Origin of the sequence: Aeromonas sp., from assembly GCF_050252055.1 — a bacterium.
GTDB lineage: Bacteria > Pseudomonadota > Gammaproteobacteria > Enterobacterales > Aeromonadaceae > Aeromonas > Aeromonas caviae.
Window position 1 is genome coordinate 87,585 of record NZ_JBFWLQ010000003.1, and the last position, 23,913, is coordinate 111,497.

At 61.3% G+C, this 23,913-nt stretch carries 19 protein-coding genes and 1 pseudogene; 11 read left to right on the forward strand and 9 right to left on the reverse strand.

Annotation, left to right across the window (positions count from 1 at the left end):
* The first annotated feature begins 155 nt into the window (after positions 1-155).
* Together ybcJ and AB7E19_RS06525 are read left to right on the forward strand one after the other, a co-directional pair.
* Entirely contained in the window at positions 156-389 is a 234-nt protein-coding gene (ybcJ, locus tag AB7E19_RS06520; RefSeq protein WP_010674882.1) for a ribosome-associated protein YbcJ, read from the forward strand.
* A gap of 36 nt (positions 390-425) precedes the next feature.
* Positions 426-500 (forward strand): annotated as a pseudogene (locus AB7E19_RS06525) (ribosome-associated protein); the annotation flags it as partial.
* A gap of 56 nt (positions 501-556) precedes the next feature.
* Here the strand turns inward: AB7E19_RS06525 and AB7E19_RS06530 are convergent.
* Complete coding sequence (locus AB7E19_RS06530; protein ID WP_427934749.1) at positions 557-679, reverse strand: hypothetical protein; 123 nt, start codon at positions 677-679, stop codon at positions 557-559.
* Positions 680-760: 81 nt separating this feature from the next.
* Positions 761-1,234, reverse strand: a complete 474-nt coding sequence (locus AB7E19_RS06535) for a DUF4442 domain-containing protein (RefSeq protein ID WP_010674883.1) — start codon at positions 1,232-1,234, stop codon at positions 761-763.
* Positions 1,235-1,663: 429 nt separating this feature from the next.
* Here AB7E19_RS06535 and AB7E19_RS06540 point away from each other — a divergent pair, with 429 nt between their 5' ends.
* On the forward strand, positions 1,664-2,845 hold the full coding sequence (locus tag AB7E19_RS06540) for a hypothetical protein (RefSeq protein WP_322131746.1): 1,182 nt from the start codon (positions 1,664-1,666) through the stop codon (positions 2,843-2,845).
* Between the two features lie 54 nt (positions 2,846-2,899).
* Here the strand turns inward: AB7E19_RS06540 and AB7E19_RS06545 are convergent, their stop codons facing one another.
* The 3 genes from AB7E19_RS06545 to AB7E19_RS06555 form a co-directional block, all read right to left on the reverse strand.
* On the reverse strand, positions 2,900-4,651 hold the full coding sequence (locus AB7E19_RS06545) for an ABC transporter transmembrane domain-containing protein (RefSeq protein ID WP_103261909.1): 1,752 nt from the start codon (positions 4,649-4,651) through the stop codon (positions 2,900-2,902).
* A 109-nt stretch (positions 4,652-4,760) separates the two neighbouring features.
* The gene (locus tag AB7E19_RS06550; RefSeq protein ID WP_427934750.1) at positions 4,761-6,497 is read right to left on the reverse strand and encodes an ABC transporter transmembrane domain-containing protein; all 1,737 of its coding nucleotides are present in this window, start codon (positions 6,495-6,497) and stop codon (positions 4,761-4,763) included.
* 139 nt (positions 6,498-6,636) lie between these two features.
* On the reverse strand, positions 6,637-9,435 hold the full coding sequence (locus AB7E19_RS06555; RefSeq protein ID WP_427934752.1) for a response regulator: 2,799 nt from the start codon (positions 9,433-9,435) through the stop codon (positions 6,637-6,639).
* Positions 9,436-9,588: 153 nt separating this feature from the next.
* Between AB7E19_RS06555 and trxC the strand changes: the two genes are divergently transcribed.
* The 3 genes from trxC to AB7E19_RS06570 all read left to right on the forward strand — a co-directional run bounded on the left by trxC (position 9,589) and on the right by AB7E19_RS06570 (position 12,340).
* Positions 9,589-10,029, forward strand: coding sequence for a thioredoxin TrxC (gene trxC, locus AB7E19_RS06560; RefSeq protein WP_010674892.1), 441 nt, complete (start codon positions 9,589-9,591; stop codon positions 10,027-10,029).
* A 154-nt stretch (positions 10,030-10,183) separates the two neighbouring features.
* Positions 10,184-11,572, forward strand: coding sequence for an SLC13 family permease (locus AB7E19_RS06565; protein ID WP_045524563.1), 1,389 nt, complete (start codon positions 10,184-10,186; stop codon positions 11,570-11,572).
* A gap of 201 nt (positions 11,573-11,773) precedes the next feature.
* Positions 11,774-12,340 (forward strand): cytochrome b/b6 domain-containing protein, encoded by a 567-nt coding sequence (locus AB7E19_RS06570; protein ID WP_080770075.1) that lies wholly within the window; start codon positions 11,774-11,776, stop codon positions 12,338-12,340.
* A gap of 64 nt (positions 12,341-12,404) precedes the next feature.
* Here AB7E19_RS06570 and AB7E19_RS06575 read toward each other — a convergent pair whose 3' ends face one another.
* A complete protein-coding gene (locus AB7E19_RS06575; RefSeq protein WP_045524561.1) occupies positions 12,405-14,879 on the reverse strand; it encodes a glycogen/starch/alpha-glucan phosphorylase in 2,475 nt (824 codons plus the stop codon).
* A gap of 393 nt (positions 14,880-15,272) precedes the next feature.
* Positions 15,273-15,470 carry a DUF4250 domain-containing protein gene (locus AB7E19_RS06580; RefSeq protein WP_045524559.1) on the reverse strand — a complete coding sequence of 66 codons (198 nt, stop codon included), beginning with the start codon at positions 15,468-15,470 and terminating at the stop codon, positions 15,273-15,275.
* Between the two features lie 234 nt (positions 15,471-15,704).
* Between AB7E19_RS06580 and AB7E19_RS06585 the strand changes: the two genes are divergently transcribed.
* Together AB7E19_RS06585 and AB7E19_RS06590 are read left to right on the forward strand one after the other, a co-directional pair.
* Positions 15,705-16,184, forward strand: a complete 480-nt coding sequence (locus AB7E19_RS06585; RefSeq protein WP_201888295.1) for a cell division inhibitor — start codon at positions 15,705-15,707, stop codon at positions 16,182-16,184.
* Between the two features lie 73 nt (positions 16,185-16,257).
* Positions 16,258-16,380, forward strand: coding sequence for a hypothetical protein (locus AB7E19_RS06590; RefSeq protein WP_256094329.1), 123 nt, complete (start codon positions 16,258-16,260; stop codon positions 16,378-16,380).
* A gap of 117 nt (positions 16,381-16,497) precedes the next feature.
* On the opposite strand, the gene AB7E19_RS06595 is transcribed toward AB7E19_RS06590, so the two are convergent.
* The gene (locus AB7E19_RS06595; protein ID WP_039040872.1) at positions 16,498-18,021 is read right to left on the reverse strand and encodes a fumarate hydratase; all 1,524 of its coding nucleotides are present in this window, start codon (positions 18,019-18,021) and stop codon (positions 16,498-16,500) included.
* A gap of 210 nt (positions 18,022-18,231) precedes the next feature.
* Between AB7E19_RS06595 and pabB the strand changes: the two genes are divergently transcribed.
* From pabB to AB7E19_RS06610, 3 genes are all read left to right on the forward strand, one after another.
* Positions 18,232-19,602: an aminodeoxychorismate synthase component I gene (gene pabB, locus AB7E19_RS06600; protein WP_322131744.1), complete on the forward strand. Its 1,371-nt coding sequence runs from the start codon at positions 18,232-18,234 to the stop codon at positions 19,600-19,602.
* 43 nt (positions 19,603-19,645) lie between these two features.
* Positions 19,646-20,212 (forward strand): CoA pyrophosphatase, encoded by a 567-nt coding sequence (locus AB7E19_RS06605; RefSeq protein WP_322131747.1) that lies wholly within the window; start codon positions 19,646-19,648, stop codon positions 20,210-20,212.
* A 215-nt stretch (positions 20,213-20,427) separates the two neighbouring features.
* Positions 20,428-21,726: a serine/threonine transporter gene (locus AB7E19_RS06610; RefSeq protein WP_029314600.1), complete on the forward strand. Its 1,299-nt coding sequence runs from the start codon at positions 20,428-20,430 to the stop codon at positions 21,724-21,726.
* A gap of 739 nt (positions 21,727-22,465) precedes the next feature.
* On the opposite strand, the gene sstT is transcribed toward AB7E19_RS06610, so the two are convergent.
* Positions 22,466-23,716, reverse strand: coding sequence for a serine/threonine transporter SstT (gene sstT / locus AB7E19_RS06615; protein WP_151027679.1), 1,251 nt, complete (start codon positions 23,714-23,716; stop codon positions 22,466-22,468).
* Positions 23,717-23,913: the final 197 nt, after the last annotated feature.

The following is a 23,913-nucleotide window of genomic DNA, read 5'->3' on the forward strand; positions in this document are numbered from 1 at the left end:
CCCCCAGAGACACAACCAGCCCGGTCGGGCTGGTTTTTTTGCCTGTGCTCGCCCCTTTTTCGGGGCAATTCGGCCCGGGCCCTTTCCCTGCCCCGCCTAACTGCCTAGAATGAGCCCCCGCTGTTTCAGCCATTCATCCAGCTAGAGGATTTCCCATGGAGACGTTTCTGCTCGAAGGTCACCCCTTCGTTGCCTTGTGTGACCTGATCAAGCATCAGGGTTGGGCCGATTGTGGCGGTGCCGCCAAGGCGCTGGTCGCCGAGGGCCTGGTGGAAGTGGACGGTCAGGTCGAGACCCGCAAACGCTGCAAGATAGTCGCCGAGCAGGTGGTCAACTTCAACGGCATGAAGGTAGTCGTGAAAGAAGGCGTCAGCCCCGAGATCCTCTGATCCTGACGCCCTGCCACGCAAGCGCTACCCAGCACAGTCGCCGAGCAGGTGGTCAACTTCAACGGCATGAAGGTCGTGGTGAAGGAAGGCGTCAGCCCCGAGATCCTCTGATCATGACGCCCTGCCACGCCAGCGCTACCCAGCACAGTGGCCGAGCGGGTGGTCAACTACAACGGCATGAAGGTCGTGGTGAAGGAAGGCGTCAGTCCCGAGATCCCCTGATCCTGACGCCCTGCCACGCAAGCGCTTCCCAGCACAGTGGCCGAGCGGGCGGTTAACTTCAACGGCATGAAGGTAGTCGTGAAAGAAGGCGTCAGCCCCGAGATCCTCTGATCCCGGCTTGAACAAGGGCGCCAAGCGCCCTCTGGCCTTCAGCTGGCCTTGATGGAGAGGGTCAGCACGAAGCGGGCCATGGCCTCGTCGCCGTTGCGCGACGGGCAGGTGGCCACCACCTGGATGGGGCGGTTGATGCGCTGGCCGCTCGCCAGGGACTCGTCGATCATGGCGTCGATAAGCTCCCCCGCCGCGCAATCAAACTGCACGTCCCCCTCCGGGCGCTTCAAAAACTCCCCCTGCACATCCTTGAAGGCAAAATGCACCTTCTTGCGCCGCGCCCGCCCCTTCTCCATGACCAGGAGCCCTCCCACCAGGTCGGCACCGGTGGCGAGCGCCCCGAAATACATGCTGCCCAGGTGGTTGCGGGTGCGCCAGCCCAGCGGAATGCGGATGCGCAGCGCCCTGGCGTCCATCTGCTCGATGACGGGGGCACAAAAACCAATGACGGGAATGTAGCGCCAGGCGAACAGGCGAAGGGCGAGGTTGGCTTTGAGGCGTTGCAGGTCCATTGCAAACTGATCCGATGAGTGAATGTGACGCAAATGTTGCCAGCCTGCTTCCCGATAGACAAGCCTCCCGTGCCATCCCTGTGAGCGGGCCCCCAAAGGGTATTTGCAAAATTCATGCAATGGTCAGGTTCTATTTGCCTGGCAAATGATAAAACCGGCCTTTCCTGACCCCGGGTCGCCCCTCTCTTTCCCCTTTTTCCGATTTTTTTCAAGGTCCCGCCCCGGATGACGGGACCATGACAGCCATATCCGAATGAAACACAACGAGAAATACTCCCCGTCAGGGGGCTAGCCCAGGATCCCGCCCCCGCCACTGGGATTATTCGCAGTAACCAAACCCCCTCTCCCTCGCTAGGCTGTTGCTGGCCCGGAAGTAGCCACTCGGCACCGGGTCAACCCGTCTACCAATCTCACCATAAGGATAGAGAGATGAGTCACGTGCAACAGTTGTTCAACGGGGGCGAGAGCGCCGGTACTTTCCAGCTCAACTTCAACAACAACCGTGCCTACGAGCTGTTTGGCCGGGAGTACCTCAAGTGCTATGCCAACCTCAGCGCCAAGGGGAAGATGAGCAAGCCCCTGCCCACCGGGCCGCTGAGCTACACCGTCGACTTCGCCATGGATTGCGGCTGCAGTTCGGTGCTGTTTGACTTCAACCTCGCCTACAAGAAGACCTTCGGCAACCAGTTGCAGGCCCCCCTGTGGCGCGAGTCGGACTACGAGGCCGAGCTGGTGCTCTGCCAGCTGGTGCGCGAGGCACCGGCCAACCGCCTGAGCAACCATGATCAGTTCGCCGAGGCCGAGGCCTTCTTCAACGACGTCAATCTGCCCGACACCGCCCGGGCGGTGGGCAATGATCCCTATGCCGACAAGGACGGTCTGGTGGAGTTCATCGTGGCCAACGAGCTGCTGGACGATCCCGCCGTCATGGCCAAGCTGGCGGAACAGAAGGCCTACCTCATCGCCATCACCTCCGTGGTCACCGCCTACATCAACCGTTACGCCGAAGCCTATGGCGAGCAGTACAAGACGGACGCGGATCTCTGGGCCAGGGCCCTCTCCAAGATCCCCCTGATGGGGCCGAGCAAGATCGATCAGCAGAGCTACAGCCGCCACATCAAGGGGCTCAGCATCGCCACCGACTTCATCAACTTCATCATGGACGTGGTGGTGAGCCAGGGCACCACGGCGCTGGCCAGCTTCAACAAGTTCCTGCAAAAGCAGGGGGATGCCATCCGCTTCGGGGTGGAGAACAACAAGGACTTCTACAAGACCATCACGGTGGGGGTCACGGTGGAAGTGTTCAAGGTGGGCAACGAGCTGGTCTATGTGCCGAAGATCAAGCAGTACCGCGTCAACTTCGACCGCCAGAACAGCAAGTTCACCTCCGCCTGTGCCAGCGCCGAGTTCGTCGACATCTACTTCAACTACCTCTATGCCGCCAACGTGTTCGACTACGAGGCCCTCAAGGACCCCGAGATCAAGCGCGACTTCGACAACTTCATCCAGAAGCAGCGCAAGGCACAAATTGAAGAAGCGGATACCTTCTTCAACGATGACTTCCCGCCCCTGGAGCCCAAACAGGTCAGCCGCAGCAAGGCCACGGTGTAACCCCGCCAGTCAAAAAAACAGCCGGCAGATGCCGGCTGTTTTTTTAGGTGGGCCTCAGGCCCGTTTCTCTTCAAGCCAGGCCCCCTGGCTCTGCATCTCGAACAGCTGGGCATAATGCCCCCCCAGTGCCATCAACTCGCCGTGGGTGCCGCGCTCGCTCACCCACCCGCGGGAGAGCAGCAGGATTTCATCGGCATCCACAATGGTGGAGAGGCGGTGAGCGATGGCGATGGTGGTGCGGCCACGGCGCGCCGCCGAGAGCGCCTGGGAGAGGGCGAGCTCGGTCTGGGAGTCCACGCTCGCGGTCGCCTCGTCCAGGATGAGGATGCGCGGATCCCCCACCAGGGCGCGGGCAAAGGAGAGCAGCTGGCGCTGGCCAGCGGAGAGGTTCTTGCCCCCCTCCTCCATCAGGGTGGTCAGGCCATCGGGCAGGCGGCGCACGAAATCGGCCAGCTGCACCTCCTCCAGGGCCTGCCAGAGCCGCCCATCCTCGATGCCGTCACGCCCAAGGCGCAGGTTCTCGGCCAGGGTGCCGACGAAGATGAAAGGATCCTGCTGCACCAGGCCGATGCTGCGGCGCACCGCCGAGAGGGCCAGGCCGTTCATGGGGTGATCATCAAAGTGGATGCTCCCCCGATCCAGGGGGTAGAAACCCATCAGCAGGCTGATGATGGTGGACTTGCCGCTGCCGGTGTGGCCCACCAGCGCCAGCATCTGGCCCGGCCGGGTGGCAAAGCTCACATCTTGCAGCACCTGCTGCTCCCCGTCGTAGGAGAAGCCCACCCCATCGAAGCGTACCCGCCCCTCCAGGGGGCGCACCTCCCCGTCGGTGCTCTCGCGGGTTTCATCGAGCAGGGCGAACACCCGCTCCCCCGCCACCATGGCCTGCTGCAACTGGTTGAGCTGGTTGGTCATCTCGATGAGGGGCTCGATCATCCGCCCCAGATAGCTGATGAAGGCGTAAAGCACACCCACCTGGATGGCCCCCGCCGTGCTCAGCCCCTCGTGGGCGAACAGGGCCAGCAGACCGATGAGCACCATCATGTAGAAGAGATCGATGAGGGGGCGCAGCAGGATGCCGTTGATCTTGAGGCTCTTGATCCGTGCCTGCCAGTGCTGCTGGTTCACCCCGGCAAAGGCGTTGGCGAAGTGGCGCTCCTGCACCATGGCCTGGATCACCGGCATCCCCTGCAACGACTCGTTGAGACGGCTGTTGATGTCGGAGAGCAAGGATCGGGTCGCCCGCACCACGGGCACGCTCAGTTTCTGATAGAGCCACATCACGGCTCCCACCGCCGGCAGCAGGGTGGCGCACACCAGCATCAGGCGCAGATCCAGCAGCGCCATGGAGAGCAGGATGCCGCACAGGAGCACCACTTTTTGCACCAGGAGCCCTATCACCTGGACATAGAGGTTCATGATCGCCTCAGTGTCGTTGGTGATGCGGGAGATGAGGGATCCCGAGCGGTGCTTGTCGAAATAGCGGGCAGGCAGGCGGATGGCGGTGGCGAACACCTGCTCGCGCAGACGCTGCACCACCGCCTGGGCGATGCGGTTGAAGCGCAGGGATTGCAGGTAAAAGCCGGCCGCCGACAACACCTGCAACCCCAGATAACCGGCGGCAAGGGCGGCGATGATGCCCCACTCCAGCCGGCGCGGCGCCAGGTAGTCATCGATGAAGAGCTTGATGAGCAAGGGGCCCGCCACCTCGGCGCCGGTGGCGAGCAGCAGGCAGATGCCCGCCTGCACCAGCCAGCGAGGGTAGCTGGCGCAGTAGGCGAGCAGCCGTTTGATGGTTGGATTCACAGACTTGCCTCCAGCGCAACGTTCCACGGGAATTGACTCTCTTTGCTCCCCTCTCCGCTCGCGGGAGCCGGGCGGGGGGTGAAGGAAACCAGGGGTCTTGTCATCCTGTTCACAGGCTCTCCTCCACGTCCTGCTCCAGGCGCTGGTAGCGGACCATGTCCGCGTACCAGCCGTTCCTGGCCATCAGGGCCTCGTGACGGCCCCGCTCGCTGATCGCTCCCTGCTCCAGCACCAGGATCTCGTCCGCCTGCTCCACCGCCGTCATGCGGTGGCTCACCAGCACCAGGGTGCGCTTGTGGACCTTGAGGGCCAGCAGGATCTGCTGCTCGGTGTGGGCATCCACCGCCGAGAGGGCGTCATCCAGCACCAGGATAGGGGCATCCAGCAGCAGGGCGCGGGCGATGGCCAGACGCTGCTTCTGACCGCCGGAGAGGGTCACCCCCTTCTCCCCCACCTCGGTTTCATACCCTTTGGGGAAGCGGCTGATGTCGTCGTGCACGCAGGCGATGCGCGCCACCCGCTCAATCTCCTCCCGGCTCGCCTCGGGGCGGCCCAGGGCGATGTTGGCCGCGATGGTGGTGGAGAACAGAAACGGCTCCTGGGGCACATAGGCAAACTGGCTGCGCAGCTCACCCAGCGACAGTTGCGAGATGGGCACCTCCCCCATGCGGATCTCCCCGGCCGTGGGGTTGGCCAGGCGCATCAGCAGCTTGAGCAGGGAGCTCTTGCCTGCCCCGGTGCGTCCCACTATCCCCAGCATGGCGCCAGCCTGCAGGGTGACATCCACCCCCTGCAACAGGGTGCGCTGCTCCAGCCGGTAGCCCAGCCCCTGCACCCCCAGGGGAAAGGCCGAGGCCAGCGCCACGGGATGGGCTGGCTCCTCGATGTCGCTGCGCTCCCCCAGCAGGCTTTCGATGCGCGAATAGGCGGCGCTGCCCCGCTCGATGATGTTGAACAGCCAGGCGATGGCGAACATGGGCCAGATGAGCTGGCCGAGGTACATGGTGAAGCTGGTGAGCTCCCCCAGAGTCAGCTTGTCTTGCAGCACCAGGGCGCTGCCCCCTGCGACCGCCAGAAAATAGGAGCAGCCGATGCACAGGTAAATCACGGGGTCGAACTTGGCGTCGATGCGGGCCACCGCCATGTTGCGCTCCCCCGCCTGACGGGTCAGCTCGGCAAAGCCCTCGTCCTCCAAGGATTCGACCGCGTAGGATTTGAGCACCCGCACCCCGGAGAGGGCCTCCTGGGTCTTGTTGTTGAGGCGGGAGAAGGCCCCCTGCGCCGCCTTGAACTCCTTGTAGATCTGGGTCCCGAAGCGGTTCATGAAGAAGGCCATCACCGGCAGGGGCAGCAGGGAGAGCAGGGTCAGCTGCCAGGAGTACTGGCTGCACATGATGGAGAGCACCAGGATGCCGACGATGAAGGAGTCCACCAGAGTCAGCACCCCTTCCCCTGCGGTCATCTCCACCGCCTGGATGTCGTTGGTGGCGTGGGCCATCAGATCACCGGTACGGTGGCGCTGGTAGAAATCCGGGCTCATGCGGGTGAAGTGGCTGAACAGCCGGTTGCGCAGCACGTAGGCGAGCCGGTAGGAGGCACCGAACAGCATGACCCGCCACACATAGCGCAGCAGGTAGATAAGCAGTCCCAGGCCAAAAAGCCCCACCAGATAGCCGGTCAGGGTGCCGCTGTCCAGGTCACCCTTGGCGATGCCATCCACCACCCAGCCCACCACCTTGGGGGGGATCACGGTCAACAGGGCCACCAGCATCAGCAGGGAGATGGCCACCAGATAACGCCGCCACTGATCCTTGAAAAACCAGCCAAGCCGCAAAAATACGCTCACAGAGAAGTCCTTGGTCGCGGCGCGCTGCCGCGTGATCGTGAAGAGAAGCTCAATACAATCGCCCCCTGGCGGGGGCGAACGAGTGGGTCATCATAGCCTGAAGCGGGTGACTTGAGAACGATTGCTATCTTGCCCTCCCTCAGAGCCGCTTGTCGGGGGGCGAGAACGGGAAGGCGACCGACTCCTGCTGCTCCCCGGTGAGCAGGAAGTGGGAGACCTCCTCCCGGGTCTGGGTAAAGACCTGCTGCAACTGGTTGAGCTCCCCCTCGCTCAGCTCCTCCTGCAGCCGCAGCCGCCACTCCATCTCCCCGGCCAGCAGTTGCAGGCGGGAAGCGGAGATGTTGGCCGACACCCCCTTCAGGGTATGCAGCAAGCGGCACGCCACTTCGGGCTGCTGGCGACGCAGGGCGGTGCGGATGTCCCACAGATCGTCCTTGTGCTCGGAGAGGAACAGCTTGAAGAGGATCTGCAGCGCCTCCCTGTCATGCTCCAGCCGGCGCAGGGCATCCTCCAGATCCAGCACGCCCATGAGGGCCGGCGGCTTGACCTCGATGGGCACCTTGGGCTCCCCGCCGCTGCTCTTCACCCATTGCAGCAGGTTGTTGTAGAGATCGAGCTTGCTCACCGGCTTGGTGACATAGCCGTTCATGCCGACGCCAAGGCAGCGCTCCCTGTCCCCCGGCATGGCGCTGGCGGTGAGGGCGATGATGGGCACATCGTGCTTGTCCACCATCTTGCGGATCTGGCGGGTGGCATCCAGCCCGTCCAGCACCGGCATCTGCAGATCCATCAGGATGACGTCGAACGGCTGCTCCGCCACCTGCTCCACCGCCTCGCGGCCGTTGTCCACCACGGTGACCTTGGCCTCCACCCGGCGCAGGTACTCCAGAATGAGCTGCTGGTTGACCCGGTTGTCCTCGGCCAGCAGCACCCGGGTACCGCGCAGCAGCTCCCGGAACTGCTGCTGATCCCCCTGGGCCTCCGCCTGGCGGACCTTGCTGTCATGGGAGCTGCCGTTGAGCAGTTCGTCCACCTTGGCCAGCAAGGCGTTTTCGGTCATGGGCTTGGCCAGGAAATGGGTCAGTCCCATGCTCTCCATCCGCCCGTGCAGCCCCTCCCTGGACCAGGCGCTGGTCATCAGGACAGGCAGGCGCCGCCACTGGCTGTGCTGGTACATCTCGAGGGCCAAGTCCAGGCCATCCTCCTGACCCATGCGCCAGTCGAGGATGGCGAGGCGGATGTGATGCCCCTCTTCCCGCAGCACCTGACGGGCGCGGGAGAGGCTGTTGACCGTGATGACGGACGCCCCCGCCCGCCCCAGGATGTCCTTGGCCAGTTCCAGCACCAGCTCGTTGTCATCCATCATCAGGATCAGGGGCTGGTGATCGAAGAAGACCCGGCGCCCCGAGACCCCGTACACCGCCTGGGAGATGGGGATCTCGAACAGGAAGGTGGAGCCTACCCCGGGCTTGCTCTGCACGGTGATCTCCCCGCCCATCAGCCCCACCAGTCGCTGGGAGATGTTGAGGCCAAGCCCGGAGCCGCCATATTTGCGGGTATTGCCCGCCTCCAGCTGGGTAAAGGGCTGGAACAGCTGGGCCTGTTTCTCCGGGGCGATGCCGATGCCGGTATCCCGCACGCTGAAGCAGACCCGCATGGGATGCTGGCTGGTGAGCGTAATGGCCACCTCCACCTCGCCCCGCTCGGTGAACTTGATGGCATTGTTCACCAGGTTGACCAGCACCTGACCGAGGCGCAGCGGATCCCCGCGCAGAAAGTCGGGCACGGCGGGAGACTTGTTGATGATGACCTCGATGTGCTTGCGCTCCGCCAGATCCGCGAACATGGCGGCGAGGGAGTCGAGCTGCTCGCTGAGATCGAAGTCGATCTCCTCCAGGGTCAACTTGCCGGACTCCACCTTGGTGAGATCCAGAATGTCGTTGATGAGCAGCAGCAAGGTGTCCGACGAGGATTTGATCTTGTTGAGATAGTCCCGCTGCTGGGGATCCAGACTGGTTTGCAGTGCCAGGGCGCTGAAGCCGATGATGGCATTCATGGGGGTGCGGATCTCGTGGCTCATGTTGGCCAGGAAGTCGCTCTTGGCCTGGGCCAGCAGCGCGGCATGGCGAGAGAGCTCGCTCAGCTTCTGGTTGCGACGCCACAGGGTCGCGGCCACCAGCGAGAAGCAGAGCAGCGCCCCCCCCAGCACCATCAGGTAGAAGCGGCTCTTGAGGGAGGAGGCCCGCTCCAGCTTGCTCTGCTTCCAGGCGGGCAGTGAGCTCAGCCCCTTCATCTCCACCACCTGATTGCGCAGGCGATGGTACTCCATCACCTGCTGATTGAACTCCTGGCCCAGCCGGACGAGGGCCGCGACCCTCGGCTGCTCGCCATAGCGGTCAAGCAGGTGCTGCTGGAGTTGCAACAGTTGCCGCTGCTCGTTCTGATCCCAGCTACGTCGGAGGTAGTGGTGCAGGCGCATGAGTTCGGTCAGGTCGCGGTACTGCGCCTCACCGACCGGCAGGGTGCCTTGCAACGCCTTGAGCTGGCCCTGGAAGCGGGGAGCCAGATACTCGATGGTCATCTCCATGGTGTAAAGCCTGGCGAGATCCAGCAGATAACCGTCGATGTCCCGCTGCAACGCCTGGGAGCCGGGGTCGTCCACCGACTCCGGATCCTCGTGCACCAGCCTGACGAACCTGTCCAGGTGACTGGAAAGCAGGCTCAGGCGTTGCTGTACGCTGCCATCGCTGGCCTTCTCGCGCCCCAGCAGATAGACGGTATCGGTATTGACCCGATTGAGCACCATCTCAGCCGCCACGCTCAAATCGAAGGCACGCTGCTGCTGGCTGAGCAACTGCCAGCAATAGGCAGAAAAGCCCACCAGCGATACGATGATAAGGCCAAAGACAACACGATTGGCCCGTGCAACACTCTTCATCCCGTCTCGATTCTCATGTCATGGTCGGCCATCCGGTGACATCAGGTCACGGCCGGAGGCCAACTGTGAAAAACCACTGAGTGCTATGTTACCGTTAGTCGGCGCTCTGATTGCAATAAAGATGTTGCCGGGCCATGAAATAAGGAAGCAATTATGTCACTTGTCACCACCTATTGTAGCCAATGCTTTACCCGCAACCGCCTGCCTGTCGAAAAAGCAGACTCAAACGCGAAGTGCGGCCGCTGCCGTCACGCCCTCTTCGAACAAACCCCGGTGGCGGGGCGTCAGGCCAGCTTCGATGCCCTGATCCAGTCCGACATCCCGGTGGTGGTGGACTTTTGGGCAAGCTGGTGTGGCCCCTGCCTGCAGTTTGCCCCCGTCTTTCAGGAGGTCGCCCGGGAGCTTGAGCCCCGCCTTCGCTTCGTGAAACTCGATACCGAGCAGGAGGCCGCCATCGCAGGTCGCTATGGCATTCGCAGCATTCCTACCCTGATGGTCTTCCAGCGGGGGGAGATCCTGGCACAGCGCAGCGGCTCCCTGCCCAAGAGCCTGTTCAAGGAGTGGCTGCTCTCCTTCACCTCCCCCGTCAAATGAAAATAAAATGTTTCATTTCTGTTTGATTGAAGATCCATTTTCACTTGACTCTGTGAGTCGCCACATGATTTGACCATATCCCCCTGTTTCAAACAGGGGGATATATGTAACCTCGGCATCACAACAACAACCATAAATTAACCGAGAGAACGTTATGCACACATCGGCTGTACCTCCGACTCCCCCCTCACGCTGGCTGGACATCAAGTCCGGGATCGTCATCCTGGATCTGCTCCTGCTCTGCGCCATGCTGGCATGGCTCCCGTTTGACCCCATGGTCAACAAGGGGCTGGCCATCCTGATCTTCATCGCCATCCTCTGGCTGACCGAGGCGGTGAACATCACCATCACTGCCATCTCCATCCCGGTGCTCGCCACCCTGCTCGGGGTGTTCGACATGAGCAAGTCGCTGACCGACTTTGCCAACCCCGTCCTGTTCCTCTTCTTTGGCGGCTTTGCCCTCGCGGCAGCCCTCTCCAAGCAGGGACTCGACACCCAGATCGCCGGCAAGGTGATGCAGCTAGCCAAGGGACACCTGGGCTGGGCTTCCATCGTGCTCTTCACCATCACGGCCGCCCTCTCCATGTGGATCAGCAACACCGCAACCGCGGCCATGATGATGCCGCTGGCCCTCGGCATGCTGAAAGGGCTGGACGTTCACAAGGAGCGCCGCACCCTGGTCTTCGTGCTGCTTGGCGTCGCCTATAGCGCCAGCATCGGTGGCATCGGCACACTGGTGGGCAGCCCCCCCAATGCCATCGCCGCCGCCCAGATGGGCTTGGGCTTCACCGACTGGCTGGAGTTCGGCATCCCCGTGGTGATCATCTTCATGCCGGTAGGCATCGGCCTGCTCTACTGGGTGACCCGTCCCAATCTCTCCCACCAGGTCAGCACCGAGCAGGTCACCATCGAGTGGACAGGTCAGCGCAAAGTGACCCTGGCCATCTTCCTGACCACAGTGCTGCTGTGGATTGGATCCCAGCCTCTTGCCAAGGCGCTGGGCGGCATTCCCCAGTTCGATACCCTGATCGCCATGGGCGCCATCCTGGCCATCGCCATCAGCCGCGTCGCCAGCTGGGATGACATCAACCAGAACACCGACTGGGGCGTGCTGCTGCTGTTCGGGGGTGGTCTCACCTTGAGCGCCATCCTCAAGCAGACCGGGGCCAACGCCTTCCTGGCGGAGCACCTCTCCAGCGGCCTCTCCTCCATGCCCATCTTCGTGATCCTGCTCTGCCTGGCCGCCTTCGTGGTGTTCCTCACCGAGCTGGTCTCCAACACTGCCACTGCCGCGCTGCTGGTGCCGCTGTTCGCCGGGGTGGCCGAGGCACTGGGGGTCTCCCCCATCGTGGTCTCCGTGCTGATCGCCGTCGGCGCCTCCTGTGCCTTCATGCTGCCGGTGGCCACGCCCCCCAACGCCATCGTCTTCGCCAGCGGCCATATCCAGCAACGGGAGATGATGCGGGCCGGCCTGGTACTGAACCTGGTGTTCACCGTCATCCTGACCATGCTGGCCTATTTCATGGGGGATATCCTCCACTGAGGTTCGCCCCCTAATGCCCCTCCAAGCCCCGCATCGCCGGGGCTTTTTCTCGCCCCGAAACCACCGCACTCCCTACCCGTGACATCACGACGACGTTAACTCGCACTTAAGAAATCACCTCCATGATGCTGACAACGGCCATCACGCAGCCATGGCTGACGATGGCGATGATCATGGACATCACGACAAGGGGATCACCTCATGGGAAAGACGATGCAGAACAACCGTGAAATCAAGGTATGGGATCCGGTGGTCAGGGGATTTCACTGGGCCACTGTGCTGTTGTGCGTGCTGAATCTCTTCATCCTTGAAGAGGGAGCGCGCAACCACCGCTATGCGGGATATGCGCTGGCAGGACTGCTGGTACTGCGCATCGTATGGGGTTTCATCGGCTCCTATCATGCCCGCTTCGCCCAGTGGTTGCCGACACCGGCCGGCGTCATCACCTATCTCAAGGAGACGATCAAGGGGCGCCACCCCTACTACGCCGGTCACAATCCTTTGGGGTCCTTGATGATACTGCTGCTGTTGACCTGCCTTGTCGGCACCGCCGCCAGCGGGATCATGACCGAATACGGGCCTCTCTCCGGCACCCATCGCATGGAAGAGATCCACGAGTTCTTTGCCAAGGGGCTGCAGGTGGCCATCTTCGTCCATGTACTGGCCGTCATCGCCCTGGATCGTCTGGTACGGGGCGATCTCGTCAGGGCGATGATCACCGGCAAGAAACGGGTGCCGGCGGACACCCGGGTGGTCGACAGGCCCTGAGCCTCTCTCAACCCGACAGATGAAAAAAAACCCCGCATCGCGGGGTTTTTCACAGGAGCAGACATCAGCCGACGCTGCAGCTCGTCAGTTTCCAGATCCGGTCTACGTAATCCTGGATGGAGCGGTCGGAGTTGAACTTGCCCATGGTGGCAGAGTTGATGATGGCTTTCTTCGCCCACAGGGCCGGATCCCGGTACCAAGCGTCGATCAGCTTGTGCGCCTCGGAGTAGGACTCGAAATCCGCCAGGGTCAGGTAAGGGTCTCCCCCTTCCAGCAAGGAGCGCTTGATGGAGGCCAGCTCACCCGGACGACCCGGCGTGAAGTAGTCGGTATCAAACCAGTCCAGCACGGCTTTCAGTTCGGAGTTGGCGTAGTAGAAGTCATACGGGTTGTAGCCGCGCGCCTTCAGGGACTTCACCTCGTCCACATTCAGACCGAAGATGGCGCAGTTCTCGGCACCCGCCTCTTCGGCGATCTCGATGTTGGCTCCATCCAGCGTCCCGATGGTGATGGCACCGTTCAGCGCCATCTTCATGTTGCCGGTACCGGATGCTTCGTAACCTGCGGTGGAGATCTGCTCGGAGACATCCGCCGCCGGGATCAGCTTCTCGGCAAGGCTCACGCGGTAGTTCGGCATGAACACCACTTTCAGCTTGCCCTGAATACGGGCGTCGTTGTTGACCCGCTCCGCCAGCTTGTTGATGGCGTAGATGATGTCCTTGGCCAGCTTGTAGCCGGGCGCCGCCTTGGAGCCGAAGATGAACACCCGCGGATGCATGTCATAGTCCGGGTTCGCCAGCAGGCGACGGTAGAGCGCCATGATGTGGATAAGGTTTAGCTGCTGGCGCTTGTACTCGTGCAGACGCTTGATCTGGACGTCGAAGATCGCCTCCGCGCTCACGTCGATGCCGGTTTCCGCCTTGATGACCTTGACCAGCTTCTCCTTGTTGTGGCGCTTGATGGTCATGAACTGCTGCTGGAACGCCTTGTCGTCGGCAAACTTCACCACGCTGCGCAGCTTGTCCAGTTGCAGCGGCCACTCCTTGCCCACCACCTCGTTGTAGAGTTCGGCCAGTTCCGGGTTGCAGGCCAGCAGCCAGCGACGGGGAGTCACGCCGTTGGTGACGTTGCACATCTTCTCGGGCCACAGCTCGGCATACTCGGGGAAGAGATCTTCCTTTACCAGCTTGGAGTGGATCTCGGCCACGCCGTTCACCTTGGAGGAGCCGATGACGCACAGGTTGCCCATGCGCACCTTGCGCACGTCACCCTCTTCGATGATGGAGAGCTTGGCCTTGATGGCATCGTTGCCCGGCCACTTGGGCTCCACCAGCTCGTTCAGGAAGCGGGCGTTGATTTCATAAATGATCTCGAGGTGACGGGGCAGTACCTTCTCGAACAGGCTGACGGACCACTTCTCCAGCGCTTCCGGCAGCAGGGTGTGGTTGGTGTAGGAGAAGACCTGATAGCAGATGCCCCAGGCGGTATCCCAGTTCAGCCCCTCTTCATCCACCAGCACGCGCATCAGCTCGGGGATGGCCACGGTGGGGTGGGTATCGTTGAGCTGGATGGCGATTTGCGCGGCAAAGTTGCTGAAGTCACTGCCATGCACCCGCTTGTAGCGGCGCATGATGTCCTTGATGGAGCAGGCGCAGAAGAAGTACTGCTGGATCAGGCGCAGCTCCTTGCCGGCGTCGGTCTCATCGTTCGGGTAGAGCACCTTGGAGATGGTCTCGGCCTGGGCCTTCTCGGCCTGGGAGTCGATATAACCACCGGCGTTGAACACGTCCCAGTCGAAGAACTCGGAGGCGCGGGATTCCCACAGACGCAGGATGTTGACGGTGTGACCACCGAAGCCGACCACCGGAATGTCCCAGGGCACCCCTTTGATCTTGCGACCGGCGTGCCACACCTTCTTCAGGCCACCCTTGTCACCAAAGACGGTCTCCACGTAGCCGTAGAGCGGGATCTCCTGCACCGATTCCGGGCGGCAGATCTCCCAGGGGTTGCCATATTCGCGCCAGGAGTCCGGACGCTCGATCTGGCGACCATCCTGGATCTCCTGACGGAACAGGCCGTGCTCGTAGTGGATGCCATAGCCCACCGCCGGGTAGTTCAAGGTTGCCAGGGAATCGATGAAGCAGGCAGCCAGACGACCCAGGCCGCCGTTGCCAAGGGCCATGTCAGGTTCTTGTTCACAAAGATCGGTCAGTTCCAGACCGAGTTCACCCAGCGCCTCTTCACAGACTTTGTAGAGGGAGAGGTTGTGCAGGTTGTTGGAGGTCAAACGCCCCATCAAAAATTCAGCAGAGAGATAGTGAATCGCACGAGTATCTTTCTTGAAGTGAGTCTGCTGAGTACGGGTCAGGCGCTCGTACACCTGTTCATTGACGGCGGCAGCGGTCGCTTTCCACCAGGCATCCGGAGAGGCTTTCTGTTCGCTTGTACCCAAGGTAGAACGCAGGTGACGCACGATACTCGCCTTGAGCTGATCTTTATCCAGTTGGAGATCCTGGTCTGTCTTCTTCTTGGTAGCCATAAACCATTTTCCTTCGTTACAAATAAAAAATGTCATCCCATCGGGGGGGCCGGCGCTGTTGTTATCTCAGAATATGCTCCGGCGGGGGCATACTAGCTAAAGCCAAGGGTTTAAAAGTTAACGTGAGTCACACTTTAACGCATAAAAATGACAGTTTCACCATGAAAACCCTTTCCTTTAGTCCGCCTGAATGAAATATAAATTTCGTTTTAAATCATAGTGATACAAGAAAACAAAAAAGATAGTTTCATGAATAGGTTTTCAATGATTGCCTGTGACTGAAAATACGTGAAAATAACCGTCAACACGGGAGAAATTGAAAGCGTTTTCAATTCACACCTCCTCGTCAGGTAATAAAAAGGATGCCCCCATCGGAGCACCCTTTGATTTCAATTAACCATGTGCCTTGAACTGATTGCTCATAGGGTCGTAGTGATACCCGATCTGTTGCAGACGGGTAGCCAGCTGATCTTCTGTCATGTCGTAGTAAGCCAGCAGCTCTTCCAGACCATCACACTCCAGCCGCAGCTTCTCGTTGATGATCCCGAGCAGAATGTTCGCATCCAGTTGTTGCAAGGTACTGACGTCCATCTCGCTCCCTCCTCTCCCTATACAGGACTGTATAACCATGAGCGCCGACCCGAAGTTTGTCTACAGGTTAAAAAACACCCTGTATAAGGAAGATATAAATATCCTTTTTAATCATGTAGTTAAAATCATCCCCTGTTAATCGGCTCACACTTTTAGCCACAAATGACTTGTCACTCCTTGCGAACAGAACTACTGTATACACATACAGCATGGTTATTCATACAGGAACGACATATGAGCCAGCCCCTGAATCTTTGCCCCCCCTCCTCCTCTGCCGGTCTGATCACCACCTGGCCCACTCGCCATCAGAGCAAGATGGGACAAGAGCAGCGGCGCGGCCCTCTCCATCAGGAAGCGCCGCTGCTGGATGCCCTGGGGCAACTGAGTCAGTCTGACAGTGGCTGGATCCTGCTCGTCGCCCCGCCCGGTCTGCCCGCCGCCGCGCAATTGCAGGCCAGAGGGATCAATCCTGCCAGGGTGCTTGTCGTGCACGCCCCCAAGATCAAGAATTGGCAGCGCCTGCTGGAGCAGAGCCTGATCAATGGTCACTGCGCCGCCGTGCTGACCTGGCTGCCCGAACAGGTTGCCCTGGACCGGAGCACATTGAGCACCCTGGGCCAGCGAGCCGGTGTCCTGACCCGCTTCTTCGAGCCCTCAACCCCTCTGGGTGGGGCACTGAGTTACGGCGGCCAGGATGTCTACCTGAACCACTGATCGCCCCTTCGGCGTGACAGCCAATGCGCCGGCATTGCCCACCGGGTTATCCAGGCTTCCGACCCGGGATGCCATGGCGACAAAGACAAAGCAGCACAGCAGCACAGCAGCACAGCAGCACAGCAGCACAGCAGCACAGCAGCACAGCAGCACAGCAGCACAGCAGCACAGCAGCACAGCAGCACAGCAGCAGTAAATTTGCTCAGGCCCAGACAGTCAAATGGGGCCCGCAAAAAAGGCGACCCGAGGGTCGCCTTTCAACATGCTGCTGTACGGGGCTAATCGCTCTGCGTTTGCATCGAAGTCCGATTGATCAAGCCAGCTTGGTCTCCAGCTCGGCAATCTTGGCGGACCAGTAGGCCGGGCCGGTTTCGTGGATGTTGTTGCCCTGGGAGTCGACCGCCACGGTGACCGGCATGTCTTCCACCTCGAACTCGTAGATGGCCTCCATCCCCAGATCGGCAAAGGCCACCACGCGCGCCTTCTTGATGGCTTTCGCCACCAGGTAAGCGGCGCCGCCCACCGCCATCAGGTAGACAGCCTGGTGCTGCTTGATGCTCTCGACCGTCTTGGGGCCGCGCTCGGACTTGCCGATCATGCCGATGAGGCCGGTTTCTCCCAGCATCATGTCGGTGAATTTGTCCATCCGGGTGGACGTGGTGGGGCCAGCCGGGCCGACCACCTCGTCACGCACCGCATCGACCGGGCCCACGTAATAGATGAAGCGGTTGGTGAAATCGACCCCTTCCGGCAGTCCTTCACCTTTTTTCAGCATGTCGGCGATGCGCTTGTGGGCGGCGTCGCGGCCGGTCAGGATCTTGCCGGAGAGCAGCACGGTATCGCCGCTCTTCCAGCTGGCAAGCTCTGCCTTGGTGATGCCATCCACGTTGACCCGGCGCACATTGCCACCGGACTCACGGGTGATCTCCGGCCAGTCTTCCAGCCTGGGGGGTGTCAGCTCCGCCGGGCCGGAGCCATCGAGTTCGAAATGCACGTGACGGGTGGCGGCGCAGTTGGGGATCATCACCACCGGCTTGGAGGCGGCGTGGGTCGGTGCGGATTTCACCTTCACATCCAGCACCGTGGTCAGGCCGCCCAGCCCCTGGGCACCGATCCCGAGCTTGTTGACCTTGTCATAGAGCTCGACCCTCAGCTTCTCTTCGGTGGTCTCGGGACCACGGGCAATCAGCTCCTGGATGTCGATGTGCTCCATCAGGGCTTCCTTGGCGAGCACCGCCGCTTTCTCGGCAGTGCCGCCGATGCCGATGCCGAGCATGCCGGGCGGGCACCAGCCAGCCCCCATGGTCGGCACCGTCTTGAGCACCCACTCCACGATGTCGTCGGAGGGGTTGAGCATCACCATCTTCGATTTGTTTTCGGAGCCGCCCCCCTTGGCCGCGATACTCACTTCCACCTTGTCGCCGGGGATCATGTCGATGTGCACGACAGCGGGGGCATTGTCTTTGGTGTTCTTGCGGCTGCCGGCCGGATCCGCCAGCACGGAGGCGCGCAGCGGGTTGTCCGGATTGGTATAGGCGCGGCGGGTGCCCTCATCCACCATCTCCTGGACCGTCATGTCGCTGTCCCACTGTACCTGCATGCCGATCTTGACGAAGCAGGTGACGATACCGGTATCCTGACAGAGCGGGCGATGACCTTCGGCAGACATGCGGGAGTTGATCAGGATCTGGGCCAGGGCATCCTTGGCGGCCGGGTTGATCTCGCGGTCATAGGCGGCCTTGGCGGCCTGCACGAAATCGAGGGGGTGGTAGAAGGAGATGTACTGCAGGGCGTCAGCAATGGAATCGATAAAGTCCTGTTTTCTAATGATGCTCATATCATCCTCACTGGTCCTTGTTATCGCTTGCGCGAGCAAGGGCTTCCATATGAGCCGGGCCTTCGGCAGGTGGCAAATGCACCTGGAGCCGGCAGACTGCGGCGTGTTTTTATAACGGTGTTTTTCTTAAAAATGCCGGCGGCCATGATACGCTTGACCACCCGAACCGGCTAGGGAGCCGGGCGCAAACTGTTGCCTATGTAACAAAAAATGAAACCAAGACTGCATATCCACCATTTCGACCCGCAGGCCTCGCTCCACACCTGGTTTGCCTGCCTGCAACACCAACCCTGGGCCATCCTGCTGGAATCCGCCGGCCCCCTGGGGGCTGACAACGGTTTTGACATCATCAGCGCCGATCCGCTTGCCACCCTGGAAACCCGGGGTACCAGCACCTGCCTCACCCGGGATAACCACCAGCACCATCATGACGGCGATCCCCTCGCCCTGCTCGCCAAGACCCAGCAAGCCCTGCTTGGGGAGCGCGTTGAGGATGACTCGGGATTGCCGTTTATCGGGGGAGCCCTGGGACTCTTTGGCTACGATCTGGGCCGACGATTCGAGCGTCTGCCCGCAGTGGCGCAACAGGACATCCACGTGCCCGACATGGCGGTCGGGATCTACGACTGGGCGCTGCTGCGAAATGTCGCGACGGGACACTGGCAACTGGCCCACTGGGGTGATGAAGCCGGCCTCGCCCGCAGGCTCGACTGGCTGATGGCGCAGCGCGAACGAACCACCCTCCCCCTTCGCCTGACCGGCCCCTGGCAGAGCAACATGACGCGGGCCGAATACGGAGACAAGTTTACCCGTATCCAGGCCTATCTGGCGGCGGGGGATTGTTACCAGATCAACCTGACCCAGCGCTTCAGCGCCCCTTATCAGGGGGATGAATGGTCCGCCTATCTCGCCCTGAGCGCCGCCAACAAGGCGCCGTTCTCCGCCTTTGTCCGCCTGCCGCACAGCGCCATTCTGAGCCTCTCCCCGGAGCGTTTCCTGCTGCTCGACAAGCGCCATATCGAGACCAAGCCCATCAAGGGCACCCGGCCTCGCCACCCTGATCCCGCCCAGGATGCCAGGGTGGCCGAGTCGCTCGCCAGCGCCGACAAGGACAGATCGGAGAACCTGATGATCGTCGATCTGCTGCGCAACGACATCGGCCGGGTGAGCCGGCCGGGGTCGGTCACGGTCCCGCACCTCTTTGCCGTGGAATCCTTCCCGGCGGTGCATCATCTGGTTTCCACCATTCACGGAGAACTGGATGCGCGCTGGCAAGAAGTGGATCTGCTGCGGGCCTGCTTCCCCGGCGGCTCCATCACAGGGGCTCCCAAGATCCGGGCGATGGAGATCATCGAGGAGCTGGAGCCGGTGCGGCGCAATGCCTACTGCGGCAGCATCGGTTATCTGAGTCAGCACGGAAGGATGGATACCAGCATCTGCATCCGTACCCTGATCGCCGAAGCCGGTCAGCTGCACTGCTGGGCGGGGGGCGGCATCATCGCCGACTCCGATCCCGACGCCGAATATCAGGAGACCTACGACAAGGTGGCCCGCATCCTGCCACTGCTCGATGCCCTTTGACCCCATCCGGCCCTGCGGGGCCGACACAAGGAGACCCATGGAGATGACGAGTGCCGAGCTGCTGACCCGCTTTTTGCTGCAGCGCCCCGCCCCCGCCCATCGCCTGGCACTGGCCGGGCTCAAACCTGCCGCCGTGTTGATCCCCCTGGTGGAGCGCCCCGAGGGCCTGTATCTGCTGCTGACGCGCCGCAGCACCGCCCTGCGCCACCACCCGGGACAGATCAGCTTTCCCGGCGGGCGTCAGGACCCGGAAGACCGGGACCTCATTCACACCGCGCTCAGGGAAACCGAGGAGGAGCTTGGCATTCCCCCCTCCCAGATCCGGATCATCGGCAGCCTCACCCCTCTCAATACCGTCTCGCGCTACGATGTGCTGCCGGTCCTCGCCATGCTCGACCCGGGCTACGGGCTGACCCTGAGCCAGGGCGAGGTGGCCCAGGCCTTCGAAGTCCCCCTCGCTCACGTGCTGGATCCGGGGCAGCACATAGCCCTGAGCCTGCCAAGAGCGGACGGTCGTCACACCATCTATTGGATCCCTTGGGAGCAATCTTTCATCTGGGGAGCCACTGCCAGCATGATCCGCCAGCTTGCCCAGCACATCTCGACATAACATTTCGACAACATGATGAGGTGGGAAATTATCCAGTTAACATTCAAATAACACTGCATTTGATAAATAAATTTTGATTTTTTATTCTTTTGATCACATTTCTACAAGAAAGTACGGGTTTCAGCCGCACAAAGGTGAATTTGATCAACATTTTTGATTAAAAAGAAAGTATTCTTGCGCCGACTAATTAAAACCACACATTCGGGGTGAGACACATGTCCAATACTGTCACTGGCGCACAGGATGTTGCAGCCGCACAGGAGCAAGGAATCAGCTCGGTCCAATCTCGCGGTTGGAGTAAACAAGACACCACCTGGGTGATCAGCCTGTTCGGTACCGCCGTCGGTGCAGGCATCCTGTTCCTGCCCATCAACGCTGGCATGGGTGGCTTCTGGCCGCTGGTGGTGATGGCGCTGCTGGTCGGCCCCATGACCTACCTGGCCCACCGTGGTCTGGCGCGCTTCGTGCTTTCCTCCAAGCAGCCCAATGCCGACATCACCCAGGTGGTGGAAGAGCACTTCGGCGTGGGTGCCGGTAAATTGATCACCCTGCTCTACTTCTTTGCCATCTACCCCATCGTGCTGATCTACGGCGTGGGCATCACCAACACGGTTGAAAGCTTCCTTGTCAACCAGTTGCAGATGACGCCGCCTCCGCGCTGGATCCTCTCCATCGTGCTCATCATGGCCATGATGTCCGTGATGCTGGCTGGCGAGAAGCTGATGCTGAAAGTGACCGAGTTCCTGGTCTATCCGCTCATCGCCATTCTGGCGGGCATCTCCCTGTACCTGATCCCGGACTGGACCGGTGCGGCCCTGAATGAAATGCCGAGCACCAAGGATTTCGCCACCACCCTGTGGCTGACCATCCCGGTGCTGGTCTTCTCCTTCAACCACAGCCCGGCCATCTCCAGCTTCGCCCTGGCTCAGCGCCGTGATCACGGTGAGCATGCCGTCGCCAAGTCCGACGCCATCCTCAAACGCACCGCCATCATTCTGCTGGGCTTCGTGATGTTCTTCGTCTTCTCCTGCGTGATGAGCCTGACGCCGGCCCAGCTGGCAGAAGCCAAGTCCCAGAACATCGCCGTGCTCTCCTACCTGGCCAACCAGCATGCGAGCCCCATCATCTCCTACTTCGGTCCGCTGGTTGCCTTCGTGGCCATCGTCTCCTCCTTCTTCGGCCACTATCTGGGTGCCCGTGAAGGTCTGAAAGGGATGATCGTCCAGAACATGCGCAGCTCCGGCAAGGCACCGAACCACAAGAAAGTGGAGCTGTTCATCATCGCCTTCTTCATCCTGACCCTGTGGGGCGTTGCTGTGATCAACCCCTCCATCCTCGGGATGATCGAATCCCTGGGTGGCCCCATCATCGCCACCATCCTGTTCCTCATGCCCATGTACGCCATCAAGCGCGTTCCGGCCATGGCGAAATACCAGGGCCAGATCAGCAACGTCTTCGTGGCGACCATGGGCCTTATCGCCATCTCCGCCATCCTTTATCAACTGGTCGGCTAAGCCTTCCTGCGATACCGTCGGGCCAGCATAGGCCCGGCGCCTCCCACAGCCCGGCAGATCTCCTCTGCCGGGCTGTGTTCGTTATGATCATCAGGCACTGGGCTCAGATGATCAGAGCCCCCTGCCCTCAAATCAGAGACAGCCCTTTCACCCACTCTCTTTCCCCTTGGTGACAGCTTGCCGCTCATATTCCTTCGCCCATGACACACGACCAAGACGTACTGTGTTATCCCGTCATCTGCTGCTCGCCATCGGCCTTGCCAGGCAGAACACTAGAGCCCTTGTCCTTGCCAGGAACGCCCGCTCTTCGGGGTTTAGCCCAGAGAGCCGACACCCCCACCCAATGGAGCCTTTCTTCAAGGCACTCAGGGAAAGTACCGGCCACAGGGCGCAGGCAAACCGCCGAGAGGGCCTTGACCGGGATTCTCGTGCAGCGACCGAAGAACAGATGACCCCTTCGGTCACCAGAGGGGATGCCACAAGCCGCCATGCTGACAGCACAAACAGCCCGATATGCCCGGCCGAATGCAGCGCCGGGCACGTTGGTACAGGGAATGGCGTGTTGGCGGTGGCGAGAACACGAAGGCGGCCAACGGGCCCCTCCCGGGAAATCACACAGGGGGATCCGAGCACTGTCAATGCCATGACACGGCGAGAAGGTGCAGGGCGCCTGACGCCCGCGCAAATAAAAAGCGCCCTCCGAAGAGGGCGCCTGTGCAGAGCGGAACGTCTGAGGGGATCAGGCTTCGCGGCTGGGGACCGGGGCGGCATCCAGCAGGCTCTCATCCTCGGCCATGCAGGCGGCCGCAGTGAACAGCACGTCGGTGGAGCTGTTGAGGGCCGTCTCGGCGGAATCCTGCAACACCCCGATGATGAAGCCAACGGCCACCACCTGCATGGCGATATCGTTGCTGATACCGAACAGGCTGCACGCCAGCGGGATCAGCAGCAGGGAGCCGCCCGCCACACCGGAAGCGCCACAGGCACTGATGGTGGCGACGACGGAGAGCAGAATGGCGGTCGCCATGTCCACTTCCATCCCCAGGGTATGCACCGCCGCCATGGAGAGCACGGTAATGGTGATGGCGGCGCCGGCCATGTTGATGGTGGCCCCCAGCGGGATGGAGACCGCATAGGTGTCTTCCGGCAGGCGCAGCCTCTCGGCCAGGGCCATATTGACCGGAATGTTGGCGGCGGAACTGCGGGTGAAGAAGGCGGTCACACCGCTCTCTTTCAGGCAGGTCAGCACCAGGGGATAGGGGTTGCGCTTGATCTTCCAGAAGACGATGAGCGGATTGACCACGAAGGCGATGAACAGCATGCAGCCGATCAGTACCACCAGCAGCTGGGCATAGCCAAACAGCGCATCGAAGCCGGTTTCAGCCAGGGTGGAGGCAACCAGACCCAGGATGCCGAGCGGAGCGCAACGGATCACGGCCTTGACGATGGCGGAAACCCCGTGAGACACATCGGAAATCAGTGATTTGGTGCTCTCATTGGCGTGACGCATGGCGATACCAAGGCCGATGGCCCAGGCCAGGATGCCGATATAGTTGGCTTCCAGCAGTGCTTTCACCGGGTTGGTCACCACGTTGAACAGCAGGGTCTGCAGCACTTCCGTGATGCCCCCCGGCGGCGTGATCTCGGTAGCGCCGGCCACCAGATGCAGGTTGGAGGGGAAGAGGAAGCTCGCCACCACTGCCACGGCAGCCGCCAGGAAGGTACCCAGCACATAGAGCAGCAGGATCGGTTTCATGTTGGTCTTCTGGCCGTGCTTGTGGCCGATGATCGCCGACATCACCAGCACGAAGACCAGCAGCGGCGCCACGGCCTTCAGGGCGCCGACGAACAGACTGCCGAGCAGACCCGCCGCCTTGGCCCACTCGGGCATGAACATCGCAAGAAGGATACCGAATACCAGACCGACCAGGATCTGGCTAACCAGACTGGTGCTGTTGACCAGTCGAATGAGGGGGTGTTGTTGTGTCATCAAGTAGTCCCTGTGCACTCATGGTGCGTGAATCATTAGTCCTGTTGGCAACCAGCCCCGCGCATTGGCACCGGTCCGTTGACGGTGACGCCGTGGGCAGCTCTTCTGGTGGATCTGTCCCGTTCGCGTGGGGTTGCGGACAGGAATATCCCATCTGCCATGGTTTTTTTCCACATAATCACTGAAAAATATCAGGG